The following is an 11,767-nucleotide window of genomic DNA, read 5'->3' on the forward strand; positions in this document are numbered from 1 at the left end:
AATCCGCCATGCCCGCTCCTCGCGCCCAAACACCCCCGCTCGGCGTTGCAAATGCGCGCCGTGCCGACGGGCACGGCTGTGCTTTGCGCCTTGATCGTGGGCATTTGGACGCGCTGCTCGGCCACGCCGGATTCATTCACACCCTCTGACCTCCGCGGGACGGCCCGGGCGCAGGCTCTATGCTGAGCCTCTTTTCCCACCGGCCTCGCCCATGACCTCCCCCGAACATTTCATTCCCGGCAAGGACGCCTCGCTCGAACAGTCCATCGCCACGCTGCGTGGCAAGCTGAGCGCGTTGGGCTTTCACCTCGAAGAGCGCTCCTGGCTCAACCCGGTGGAGGGCGTGTGGTCGGTGCATGTGCGCGATCACGATTGCGCGCTGCTGTTCTCCAACGGCAAGGGCGCCTCGGAGCTGGCGGCGCGGGCCAGCGCGCTGGGCGAGTTTGTCGAGCGCCTGTCCACCCACTATTTCTGGACGCATTTCTATCTGGGAGAAGTCATCGCCCATCGCGCCCATGTGCATGCGCCGAACGAGCGCTGGTTCGCGCTGGATGGCGACGCCTGGCCCAAGGGCCTGCTCAACCCCGAGCTGCGCGCCTTCTACAACCCGGACGACGCGGTGCCGGCCGCGCAGCTCGTTGACCTCAACTCCGGCAACGTGGCGCGCGGCATTTGCGCGCTGCCCTATCAGCGCCTGGCCGACGGCGCGACCGCCTACTTCCCGGTCAACCTCATCGGCAATCTGTATGTGAGCAACGGCATGTCGGCCGGCAACACGCTGATGGAGGCGCGCACCCAGGCGCTTTCAGAGATTTTCGAGCGCCATGTGAAGTTCCGCATCATTCGCGAAGCGCTGTGCCTGCCGGACGTGCCCGAGGACGTGATTGCGCGCTACCCGCACATTGCTGCCGGCATCCGCGGCCTGCGCGAGGCGGGTTTCGGCATCGTGGTGAAAGACGCCTCGCTCGGCGGGCGCTACCCGGTGACGAACGTCACCCTGCTGCATCCCGGCGACCAGGGCTGCTTCGCCAGCTTTGGCGCGCACCCGCGCTTCGAGATTGCACTGGAACGCGCCCTCACCGAGCTGCTGCAAGGCCGCGCGCTCGACGCGCTGGCCGGCTTTCCCGCGCCCGGCTTCGATCTCGCCGAAATAGCCGATCCGCAGAATCTGGAAATCCACTTCGTCGATTCCAGCGGCGTGCTGTCGTGGGAGTTCCTGCGCAACACGCCCGACTTCGACTTTGCCGACTGGAACTTCGGCGCCTCCACCGAACAGGATTACCACTGGTCAGTGGCCGCGCTGCACGCCGAGGGCCATCCGATCTATGTCGCCGACTTCACCCAGCTCGGCGTTTACGCCTGCCGCATCCTCGTGCCCGGGGTGAGCGAAATCTACCCGGTGGATGAACTCGAATACGAGAACAACAGCGTAGGCATTGCGCTGCGCGCCGACATCGCCCGCTTGCCGGAATTGTCCGGGGACGAATGCGTTGCGCTCTACGACCATATCGTCGAGCTGGAACTGGCCGACGAGCGCCCGGTGAGCGTGCTCATTGGTCTCGCCCCCGACCCCGACACCGCTTGGGCCGGGCTCAAGATCGGCGAACTCAAGCTGCTGCTGGCGCTGGCCAGCGGCGATGACGATGCCATTCTCGAAGGCTGCGCCTGGATCGCGCAGTATGGCCAGCGCAGCCCTGAACGGCTCAAGGTGTTTCGCTGCATCGCCGATCTGCTCAGGCTGCAAGACGCCACGCCCTACGCCGCCGCGCTGCGCCTGCTTTATGGCAACGACACCCTCGACCTTGCCCTTGCGCTGCTCAATCAGGAAGTGCGCTTCTGGGGCCTGGGCGCCCTGGGCCCCAACTTTGAAGCCAGCGTCAACCACAGCGCCTTGCTGGCGGCGTACCGCAAAGTGAGTGGCTGATAGGGGTTTCTGTGCGCTGCTCCAGCGGGCAGAGTCGGCTGCGGTTGCGCGGCTCTCAGCTTGAGCGGTCGTCGTCGTTCTCGCTGTAGTTGCGCCAGTGTTGCAGCGCGCCGCGCATGGTCTGCACTTCCTGCGCGAAGTTCGGGCAGGCCTTGCAGACCATGAAGTGAATCCGAATGGACAGGCGTTCAGGAAAGTTGAGTGCGCGGTCTTCCCGCGCCAGGATGAGACCGGCGACTTCACGGCAGGTGCGGCGGAAAGGGTAGTTCACGTTGCGGGGTTCCCGAACCAGTTGAGTTGCAGACATTCGCGCAGGCGCATACGGGCGCGGTGCAGCATCTGCCAGACATTGGTCGAGGAAATGCGCAATTCCTGACAGATGGCATCGGTATCGAGTTCCAGCCATTCGCGCATCAGGAAGACGCGGCCGATCTGTCCGGGCAGGGCGTCCATGCAGGCTTCGAGCACTTCAAAGAACTGGCGCTGCTGCAAGGCGTCGGCCGGCGTTTCCCAAGTCTGCGGCATGGTGCGGAAATGACCGTCGGGGACGAACACCAACTCTTCCAGCACCTCGCCTTCTTCGTCAGTGTCGTAGCCCACTTCGCGCTTGCGCAGGCGGAGCTGGTCGAGCACCTTGTGTTTGAGGATGCCGACCACCCAGGTCTTGAGCTGCGACTGGCCCGCAAAGCGCGCCGAGCCTTCGATCGCTGCCAATAAGGTTTCAGACACCGCATCTTCCGCCCAGGCCGCGTTGCGCAGTTGCAGCTGTGCCAGGCGCAACAACGTGGGCCGCAGGGCATGCAGCCGTTGTGCGATGTCGCTTTGATTCAAGGGAGCTGCATCCGGAGAGGTCATGGGTATCAGAAATATGTAACGGGTTGTCAGTTCTAGCAGGGTATTGCGACAGATAGGCAACCAGCTTGGGATGCAGGCGAAAGCGCCAGCAGGGCTGGGGTGATCAATCAAGGAGATACACCATGAACACGCTGAATTTTGCACGCATCTGGGCGGCCGCGCTATTGGCCGCCTCTAGCCTGGCCTTCGTTTCCTCGGCGCACGCTGTGTGTGCGGGCCAATACCCGGCCACGCATGGAGAGCATGGCGAACTGCCTTGCTACCCACAGGGCGCTTCGGCGCAGCAACGCTGATAGCGGCAGATCAACTGCCGCAATTGACTTGCCTCTTTTTTCAGTTTCACCCACGGAGATCAACATCATGAACAGGAAAGACCTCATTCAATCAGCCGCCGCGGCAGTGCTTGCGCTGGGCGCATTGGGACTGGTGCCGGCAGCACACGCAGCTGGCATGGAAAAGTGCTTCGGCATCGCCGAAGCGGGGCAGAACGACTGCGCCAGTCTGGGCGGGCTGCACTCGTGCAAAGGACAGAGCTCGGCCGCACGCAGCCCGGCGGATTTCCGCGTGGTGGCTGCGGGAACCTGTGGGCAAATGGGCGGCATGAACGAAGCGGATGCTCGTGCCAAATTGGGTATGTGATGGCAGGGTTGGGTTCTGAGAGGGTGTGAACAAATCCGCCATGTCCGCTCCTCGCGCCCAAATCGTCCCACTCTGCGTTGCAAATGCGCGCCGTGCCGACGGGCACGGCTGTGCTTTGCGCCTTGATCGGTGGCGTTTGGACGCGCTGCTCGGCCACGCCGGATTCATTCACACCCTCTGAGGCCTGACCGCCATCAGGCTCCCGAAAAAATATTTTTCTCAAGCTGTCAGGCTGGCGTATCTCAGGCGACCAAATCTCAACCCGCTCCGATATGCGGGCCGCAGCAGACAAGCTGGCTGCACCCTCTTTCCGTTATTTCAACCAGGAGTTTTAAATGAACAAGCGCCAATTCCTCAGTACCGCAGCCGCCTCCATGCTCGCCATGGGCGCTCTGGCCATTGCACCGGCGGCCCATGCCGAAAGCATGGGCAAATGCTTCGGCGTCGCTACCGCAGGGCATAACGACTGCGCTGGCCTGTCGGGCCTGCATTCGTGCAAGGGCACGTCGAGCATGAGCTACAACCCGGGCGATTTTGTCGTCAAACCCACGGGCACCTGCGAGAAGCTGGGTGGCCTGAACATGGAGCAGGCCAAGGCCACGCTGGCCAACCCGGAGAAGACCAAGATGTTCGAGGCCGAGATGGCCAAGAAGATGTCCTGATCGACTTCGGCCGCCCGTATTCACATGAAGTAGTGGACGCGGGCGGTACCGCTCTGAGCGAGGAGACATGCCATGAGCACGCCAGACATCAGTGTCGGCATCGGTCTGCGCCAACCGCACTACCGAGACTTTGCAAGCACCCAACCCAACGTCGGTTTCGTCGAGGTGCATTCCGAGAACTTTTTCAATCCGCATGATGCGGCGGCAAAGGTGCTTTCGACCGTGCGCGCCGATCATGCGGTAAGTCTGCATGGCGTCGGCCTGGCGCTGGGCTCGGCCTGCGGGCTCGACGCCGATCACCTGGAACGGCTGGCCGCGCTGGTGGCGCGCATCGAGCCGGTGCGGGTGTCAGACCATGCCAGCTTTGCCCGCGCGCCGTGGGCGACCGACGGGGTGGTTCATGCCAACGATCTGTTGCCCGTGGCCTTTACAGAGGCGCAGCTCGACATCTTCTGCGCCAATGTGCAACAGGTGCAAGACCGGCTGCGTCGGCCCATTCTGGTCGAAAACCTCAGTGCCTATCTGCACTTCGGCGACAGCGAAATGCATGAGACCGAGTTCTTCGCCGCACTGTGCAAGCGCACCGGTTGCGGCCTGCTGCTCGACGTGAACAACCTCATGGTCAACGCGCGCAATGCTCTCAAGGAAACGCAGGGCCGTCCCAAGTTTCCTTGCCCCCACGGGGGGACGGGGCGGCTAGCCGACCCTGGGGGCGCTCATCATGCCGAGCCGCTGGACGCCGTGTGCAACTGGCTCGACCGCCTTGCCGCCACTGCGGCGCCGGGCGTGGTGGGGGAGATTCATCTGGCCGGCCACAGCGAGCAGAACGGTCTGGTGATCGACGACCACTCCACGCGCGTGTCGCTGCCGGTGTGGATGGCGTATGCGTATGCGCTGCGTCGGCTCGGCCCGGCTGCTGTCTTGATCGAATGGGACACCTCCTTGCCAACGCTCGATGTGCTGCTCGACGAGGCGGCGCAGGCCCGCGCTCTGCTGGACGACGCGGCGCAGTCGCAGGAGTTGCCCATTGCGCGCGCCGTACAACAACCCATGCTGGAGGCTGCGTGATGAGCGCGGCTTGGCAGCAGGAACTGCAGCGCCAGCAAGCTCTGGTGCAGGCGCTGTTTGCGGCGCAACCCAGCGCAGAGCCCGATGCCCGGCTGCAGGCCTGGGAGCAGGGTGCGGCGTGGCAAGCCGGGCTGGCCGCCTATCGCGGCAATGGCCTGGAGCATGCCCGCGCGGCCTTGCGCACCCTCTTTCCCACCCTTTTGACCATGCTGGGCCAAGAGGCTTTCGACGCCGTCGGCGCCCGCTACTGGCATGCCTTGCCGCCGCAGGTGGGCGACCTCGCCCGCATTGGCGAACGTCTGCCGGGCTTCGTGGCGCTGCAGCCCGAACTGCAGCCCTGGCCCTGGCTGGCCGATAGCGCCCGGCTCGATCTGGCGCTGTGGGCCGTGTTGTTCGAGCCGCCCGCAACACTGAGTCCGAACGACCTGCAGCGACTGGCCGAGAACGACCCGGCGACCTTGCGTTTGCGTCTGGCGCCGGGCACGCGCCGCATTGACTCACCCTGGCCCATCGTCACCCTGTGGCAATTGCACCGCGAGCCGCAGCCGCAGGCCGAAGCCCTGCGCAACGCTTGCAGCCGGGGCGCAGAAACCGCCTGGGTGTGGAGAGACGCCCTGCAGGCGCATTGCCTTGCGGCCGATGAGGCGCATGCGCGCTGGCTGCGTGCGCTGGCCATAGCGCCCACGCTCGACGCCGCGCTTGATGTATTGCCAGACGATTTCGATCTGGCCGACTGGCTGCAACGTGCCGCCGCGCAAGGATGGATCGCCGCCATCGAATCCATCGACCCAACCCCCTACTCAAGGAGACTGTCATGACCACGATCACTGTGCAGCAGCGTCTGGACGCCTGCCGCATGCACCCCATAGCCCGCGCCTGGGCACTGCTCCTGCGCGGGCTCGATGGCCTGCAGGCCCCAGCCCTGCTCGCTGCGCGGCTGTATGTGGCTTATGTTTTTTTCAACTCGGGGCTGCAAAGCCTGCGCGACTGGGGCAGCACGGTCTGGCTGTATGAAAACGAATTTCACGTCGCCTTGCTATCGCCGCATGTCGCGGCGGTGGCCGGTACGGCCGGTGAAATTCTGCTGCCACCGCTGCTTGCTCTGGGGCTGTTTGGCCGTTTCGGTGCGTTGGGCCTTTTCGTGGTCAACGCGGTGGCGCTGCTGTCGTACATGTATGCCTTGCAGCCCCCCGCCATTCTCATGCATGTGATCTGGGGCATTCTCATCGCCGTGGTGGCGCTGTGGGGGCCGGGCAAGTGGTCGGTCGATCACCTGCTGCAACGCCGGCGCGCGCAGGGTTGAATGGAGACTGACATGACGACAAGATCCCACTCTCGCGCCGCCGCTTGGCTCACGCTTGCGCTGCTGCTGTGGATGGCTTTGGCCTTCACCCCGCAAGCCAAGGCCGACACGGTGGGCTGGGTGCAGACCCGCAGCCAGCACGACGTGGCCACCACTACGCAGCGCTTGCAGCAGGCCGTCACGGCCGCAGACCTGCAGGTGTTCGCCCACATCAACCATTCGGCTGCAGCAGCCAAGGCGGGCCTGCAACTCCGGCCCACCGAACTGCTCATCTTCGGCAATCCCAAGGCCGGTACGCTGCTCATGCAGTGCAGCCAGACCGCTGGCATCGACCTGCCCTTGAAAATGCTCATCTGGCAGGACGCGCAAGGGCACACCTGGATCGGCTACACCGACCCCCAGGCCATAGCCCGGCGACACGATGCGGACAACTGCCCCATCGTGCCCAAGATGCGTGCGCTCATGCACAAGCTCATGGAGCAGAGCGCGGGATAGCCCTCTGCCCAATGGCCGGATGCACAACCGTCCACCGAAATGACTCATGCCTCTGAGGCGATGCAAAGGCCATCCCATCATGACCACTTCAAGCAGAACCTTGGCATGGGCTGCAATCAGTCTGCTCGCAGCCGCGCCGCTGCAAGCCGCAACCTGCAGCTCGGCCAGCCCGGCGCACCGCGTCGCGCTGGTGGAGCTTTACACCTCCGAAGGCTGCAGCAGTTGCCCGCCGGCGGATCGTTGGCTGGCGCGTCAGGTCGCTCTCGGTGACGCGACGGGCCGCTCCAACGTGGCTCAAGACCCGCGCAGTGTGGCGCTGGCCCTGCATGTCGATTATTGGGACAGCCTGGGATGGAAAGACGCCTTCGCCCAGCCTGCGTTCACGCAGCGGCAGCGACAACTCTCGGGCTTCGCGCAAACGGCACTGATCTACACGCCTGAGGTTTTTATCAACGGCCGCGAGTTCCGCAACTGGGGCTCCAGCGCTGCCCTCAACGCCGCGCTCGGCAGCATCGGCCAGCAAGCCGCACAAGCGCACATCAGCCTGCGGCTGGACAGCCCGAACCGGAAGACGCTGAACCTCGACGCCCGCTTCGCGCCCGCGGCAGGCGCGGCCACAGATTCCGGGGCCAGGGCGCAAACCGGTTCGCCTGCCGATCTGCAGGCCTATGTCGCGGTCTACGAAAACGATCTGACGCGCGTCATCGGTGCCGGTGAGAACCGCGGCGCCACGCTGCATCACACCCACGTCGTGCGGCGCTGGATCGGGCCCATCGCGCTGGCGTCGGGCCAGGGCCGAATCGTGACCAATGTGCCGCTGGAGCCGGGCTGGAATCCGGCGCATCTGGGCGTGGCCGCCTTCGTCGAAAACCGTGTCGATGGCGACGTGCTGCAGGCGACCTCAATGCCCGCCTGCGTGGAGCCTTGAAGCAGTGGCTCGCCCGCCCGCCGCATCAATTCACCATCTGAGCCCCGACATCATTGCAACATCCCGTGCCCATCACGACTTTTCATCGCGGCCGCGCAGCGCCGGGAATGGGGGTTTACGCACCATCAGTTCGTTCACATAACCGGCGCCGCTTCAGGCGCCATCATTCTGAGGAATCTCGCATGAATATTGCAAAACTGAACTTGCCTCCGCAAACCCTGGAATCGACCGCCGGCAAGGCGCATGAACTGCTGGTGGCAGCTCACAGCCGCATGGGTCGCGTCCCCGCGATGTATGCCAATATGGCCAACTCCCCCGGCCTGCTGGAAACCTATATGCAGGGCTATGAGCGATTTCGCGGCGACTCGGATTTCACCCCGGCCGAGCAGGAGGTGGTGTTTCTCACCATCAGCCGCTATCACCGTTGCCTCTACTGCGTGGCGGCGCATAGCCTGATTGCTGAAAAGATGTCGGGCGTCGCGCCCGAGGTGCTTGCCGCGCTGCGCGAGCGGCGGCCCATTCCCGATGCGAAGCTGGCCGAGTTGTCGCGCTTTACCGAGGTGATGGTCGATAGCCGCGGCAACCCGACCCCCGAGGAATTACAGACCTTCCGCGATGCGGGATACAGCGACCGCCAGGCGCTTGAAATCGTGTTGGCGATGGCCGTGAAGACCTTGAGCAACTTCTCCAACCATCTGATGCACACCGAGCCAGATGGCCCATTCGCCGCCTACGCCTGGCAGGGCTGAACCCAGCAGTGTCAGGAATCGCGCCGAGCGACGACCCACTCTCACACCGGACGCTGCCGTGAGGCTCGGTGCGACTTGAGTCAATAAGGCTCAATAAATGGGCTACCTGGGTGAACAGGGTTGGGTCATCGACCCCATGAACTGAAGCCCTGGCTCCTCACCCTTCAACGATGGAGATCGATCATGGAAAACGGATTTCATCTCATCTCAGGCCTTCAGCAGCAGGGGCGCGCTCTCTCTCTCTGTATGCCCCGCCGCGAACAGAAAACGTGGCAAGTCGTGCAGGCAGAGAGCCATGCGCTCGAAGCCATGACGGATTTCGAGCACGAGCACCCGGTCGTCGTGGGCCCGGAAGTTGCCATCGATCATGCGCTGACCGACATGATGCGACACGGCGTGCGCGCGCTGGTGGTGGTGCAGGATGCCGAGATGGTCGGGCTGATCACCGCGCAGGACATTCTGGGAGAAAAGCCGCTGCACTACCTCACGAATGCCTGCACTCACGACTCCTGCCTGCGCAGGGACGTGCTGGTGGCCGACATCATGAGCCCCATCGACGCCTTGCCCCTGCTCGACATGGCCGCATTGCAGATCGCGCGGGTGGGCGATCTGGAGCAGACTTTTCATGCCCACGACGTGACCCATCTGGTTGTGGTGCAGCGGGGCACGGCGACGGGCTGGCGTCTGCGGGGCTTGGTGTCACGCACCCGGCTGGCACGGCAGCTCGGCCATGCGGTGGACGCAGCGGGCATCCTCGATCCGGCGCGAGCGGTTCTGCAACTCGCGGCGCAATAGGCCCCTGCAGTGGGCCTCGATAGAAGCCGCGCAGCGTAACAACAGGGGAAGACGACCATGAACCGCATCCTCGGAGCCTTGGGCGGACGCTTGGCGCGGTATCTGGCCGCGCCCAGCCATTGCGCCCGCGCCGTGGTGCCGACCGATGTTCAGGCGATACGGGCGGCCATACGCCCGGGCGATGTGCTGCTGGTCGAGGGCAACAGCCGGTTCAGCAGTGCCATCAAATATCTCACCCACTCCAACTGGTCGCATGCCGCGCTGTATGTGGGCGAAGAGCAGGGCGGCTTCATCGAGGCCGATGTGGTGGAAGGCGTGCGCGCTGTGGGCTGGAGCGAATTCGAGGGCATGGGTTTGCGTCTTTGCCGCCCCGTTGCGCTGAGGCCCGATGATGCGCTGCGGGTGATCGCCGCCGCCCGCTCCCGCCTCGGCCATCGCTACGACTTGCGCAATATTGTCGATCTGGCCCGCTATCTGCTGCCCACGCCGCCGGTGCCGGGACGGGTGCGGCGGCGCATGCTGTCTCTGGGCAGCGGCGACCCCACGCGCGCCATCTGTTCGGGAATGATCGCGCAGTGCTTTCAAAGTGTGCGCTACCCCATCCTGCCGCACATCGAGCACCGCGCCGACGACCCCAACTGCGCCACCTGCCTGCGTGAATACTGGAACGTGCGGCATCACAGCCTGTTCGTGCCGGCCGACTTCGATCGTTCGCCCTATTTCGCCATCGTCAAACCCGAGGCCCAGTCCACGCTCGACTATGCGGCGCTGGCCTGGGCGGGGATCGCGCCCGAGCCCGGCGAACAGACGAAGTTGCCGGAACTGTCAGGCCAGGCGCGCAACGCCGACCTATGAACACAGGCGGCATTCGCCGCCGCAGGAGAATCGCATGAGACGACGTCAATTTTTTCCCCTGGTCCTGGCACCGGCGCTTTACGCGCTGGTCGGCAGAACCGCCCTGGCGCAGAACACCGCCGCGGCCAGGGCGCTGGCCGAAATCGGCAAGGCCACCGTGATCACCGAGGGCAGCGGCCCGCGGGTGCTCACCATTTTTTTCGACGCCAACTGCCCCTACTGCCACGAACTCTACAAAGCCTTGCGCCCAGACGTGGGCAAGAACGGGCTGCAACTACGCTGGGTGCCCGTGGCCGTGCTCACCCCGAGCAGCCTCACCAAGGGCGCGGCCATGTTGCAGGCGGCCGACCCGCTTGCCGCATTTCACGACAATGAAAGCAACTGGAACTTCGGCGACAGCCCGGGCGGCGGCATCAAACCCGCCAAATCGGTGCTGCCCGCGACACGCGCCAAGCTCGACGCCAATAACGCCCTGTTGCAGGCGGCGGGCTCTTTCGGCGTGCCGACGCTGCTGTGGCGCAACAAGCAGGGGCAGGTCATGATGCAGGTCGGCCCGCCCAGCAATGAAACGAAGCTGCGCGCACTGCTGCAAAGCATCGGGTGAACGGCAGCCGACTTCGGCTGCGCAGGGCAAGATGAGTTGCTGAGTTGCTGAGTTGCTGAGTTACGAAAGGCGACGCCATGTACCGATCACGTTTTTGTTCTCGACTTCTTTGCCTCGGCGGTGCGGCCTTTTGTCTGGGCACTCTGCCCGTTCAGGCCCAGCAGCAGGCGGCCTCACCCACGGTGCAGACCCGGGTTGCGCCCGACATCCAGGCAGCGACGCGCGTGCTCGCGCAGTTGCACAAAACCACGCGCATTCAAGAGGGGGAGGGCCCGCGCGTGCTCACCGTGTTTTTCGACCCCAATTGCCCCTATTGCCGACAGCTTTACAGCGCGCTGCGCCCCTACGTTGGCAAAGACGGTTTGCAGGTTCATTGGGTGCCCGTGGCCATTCTCGCGCCCAGCAGCGCGGCCAAGGCAGCCGCCATCCTGCAGGCCAAAGACCGGCTGCAGGCGTTTCGCGCGACCGAAGATCATGGGCTCGACCCCAACCGCCCCGCACCGGCGCTTCCGGGCGCGGGGCAAATCACCGCGGCGACCCGCGGCATCCTTACGGCCAATTTCAAGGTGCTCAAGCAGGCCGGCATATACGAAAGCGTGCCGCTGGCGGTCTATCGCGACCGCAGCGGACTCGCGCAACTCGCGATGGGCGCCCCGCGCGATCAGGCCGCTTTGCGGGCGTGGCTGCAGTCGATCGGGCCCTGAGGTTTCTTTCAGGCGCCATTCCTAATGCAGTGTTTTACGCTTGATGGAACAAATAAAACTGATGGATTTGGCGTCAGGACAAGGCGCCAACCACAGCGATACCCGTAGGTATCGCGCGGATGGGCAACGCCGCCCTGGCGGCAAAGACGCGGTTTTATGTTCCAGATAGCGTGAAACACTGCACTA

The 11,767-nt window shown here is 64.4% G+C and carries 16 protein-coding genes; 14 read left to right on the top strand and 2 right to left on the bottom strand.

Going from position 1 to position 11,767, the window contains the following annotated elements; all coding sequences use genetic code 11:
- The first annotated feature begins 211 nt into the window (after positions 1–211).
- Positions 212–1,924, top strand: coding sequence for a 30S ribosomal protein S12 methylthiotransferase accessory factor YcaO (ycaO, locus tag AC2VLV_RS13890; protein ID WP_486990538.1), 1,713 nt, complete (start codon positions 212–214; stop codon positions 1,922–1,924).
- Between the two features lie 55 nt (positions 1,925–1,979).
- Here ycaO and AC2VLV_RS13895 read toward each other — a convergent pair whose 3' ends face one another.
- Complete coding sequence (locus tag AC2VLV_RS13895; RefSeq protein WP_486990539.1) at positions 1,980–2,195, bottom strand: zf-HC2 domain-containing protein; 216 nt, start codon at positions 2,193–2,195, stop codon at positions 1,980–1,982.
- On the bottom strand, positions 2,192–2,779 hold the full coding sequence (locus AC2VLV_RS13900; protein ID WP_486990540.1) for a sigma-70 family RNA polymerase sigma factor: 588 nt from the start codon (positions 2,777–2,779) through the stop codon (positions 2,192–2,194). The genes AC2VLV_RS13895 and AC2VLV_RS13900 overlap by 4 nt, the downstream gene beginning before the upstream one ends.
- Before the next feature lie 122 nt (positions 2,780–2,901).
- Here AC2VLV_RS13900 and AC2VLV_RS13905 point away from each other — a divergent pair, with 122 nt between their 5' ends.
- The 13 genes from AC2VLV_RS13905 to AC2VLV_RS13965 all read left to right on the top strand — a co-directional run bounded on the left by AC2VLV_RS13905 (position 2,902) and on the right by AC2VLV_RS13965 (position 11,581).
- Positions 2,902–3,072, top strand: a complete 171-nt coding sequence (locus AC2VLV_RS13905; protein WP_486990541.1) for a hypothetical protein — start codon at positions 2,902–2,904, stop codon at positions 3,070–3,072.
- Positions 3,073–3,139: 67 nt separating this feature from the next.
- Positions 3,140–3,418, top strand: coding sequence for a BufA1 family periplasmic bufferin-type metallophore (locus AC2VLV_RS13910; RefSeq protein ID WP_486990542.1), 279 nt, complete (start codon positions 3,140–3,142; stop codon positions 3,416–3,418).
- A gap of 335 nt (positions 3,419–3,753) precedes the next feature.
- On the top strand, positions 3,754–4,080 hold the full coding sequence (locus tag AC2VLV_RS13915; RefSeq protein ID WP_486990543.1) for a BufA1 family periplasmic bufferin-type metallophore: 327 nt from the start codon (positions 3,754–3,756) through the stop codon (positions 4,078–4,080).
- Positions 4,081–4,152: 72 nt separating this feature from the next.
- A complete protein-coding gene (locus tag AC2VLV_RS13920) occupies positions 4,153–5,148 on the top strand; it encodes an MbnB/TglH/ChrH family RiPP precursor modification enzyme (protein WP_486990544.1) in 996 nt (331 codons plus the stop codon).
- Complete coding sequence (locus tag AC2VLV_RS13925; protein ID WP_486990545.1) at positions 5,148–5,966, top strand: HvfC/BufC family peptide modification chaperone; 819 nt, start codon at positions 5,148–5,150, stop codon at positions 5,964–5,966. The genes AC2VLV_RS13920 and AC2VLV_RS13925 overlap by 1 nt, the downstream gene beginning before the upstream one ends.
- A complete protein-coding gene (locus AC2VLV_RS13930; protein ID WP_486990546.1) occupies positions 5,963–6,451 on the top strand; it encodes a DoxX family protein in 489 nt (162 codons plus the stop codon). Before AC2VLV_RS13925 ends, AC2VLV_RS13930 begins: the two co-directional genes overlap by 4 nt.
- A gap of 12 nt (positions 6,452–6,463) precedes the next feature.
- The gene (locus AC2VLV_RS13935) at positions 6,464–6,946 is read left to right on the top strand and encodes a DUF302 domain-containing protein (RefSeq protein ID WP_486990547.1); all 483 of its coding nucleotides are present in this window, start codon (positions 6,464–6,466) and stop codon (positions 6,944–6,946) included.
- A gap of 79 nt (positions 6,947–7,025) precedes the next feature.
- On the top strand, positions 7,026–7,874 hold the full coding sequence (locus tag AC2VLV_RS13940) for a DUF1223 domain-containing protein (RefSeq protein ID WP_486990548.1): 849 nt from the start codon (positions 7,026–7,028) through the stop codon (positions 7,872–7,874).
- A 182-nt stretch (positions 7,875–8,056) separates the two neighbouring features.
- Positions 8,057–8,623 (top strand): carboxymuconolactone decarboxylase family protein, encoded by a 567-nt coding sequence (locus tag AC2VLV_RS13945; protein WP_486990549.1) that lies wholly within the window; start codon positions 8,057–8,059, stop codon positions 8,621–8,623.
- Positions 8,624–8,869: 246 nt separating this feature from the next.
- Positions 8,870–9,418, top strand: coding sequence for a CBS domain-containing protein (locus tag AC2VLV_RS13950; RefSeq protein WP_486990550.1), 549 nt, complete (start codon positions 8,870–8,872; stop codon positions 9,416–9,418).
- A gap of 57 nt (positions 9,419–9,475) precedes the next feature.
- Positions 9,476–10,273: a C40 family peptidase gene (locus AC2VLV_RS13955; protein WP_486990551.1), complete on the top strand. Its 798-nt coding sequence runs from the start codon at positions 9,476–9,478 to the stop codon at positions 10,271–10,273.
- A 34-nt stretch (positions 10,274–10,307) separates the two neighbouring features.
- Positions 10,308–10,877, top strand: coding sequence for a thioredoxin fold domain-containing protein (locus AC2VLV_RS13960; RefSeq protein ID WP_486990552.1), 570 nt, complete (start codon positions 10,308–10,310; stop codon positions 10,875–10,877).
- A gap of 77 nt (positions 10,878–10,954) precedes the next feature.
- Positions 10,955–11,581, top strand: a complete 627-nt coding sequence (locus tag AC2VLV_RS13965; protein ID WP_486990553.1) for a thioredoxin fold domain-containing protein — start codon at positions 10,955–10,957, stop codon at positions 11,579–11,581.
- Positions 11,582–11,767 lie beyond the last annotated feature (186 nt).

The sequence above is a fragment of the Thiomonas sp. TH-17 genome (genome assembly GCF_057473305.1).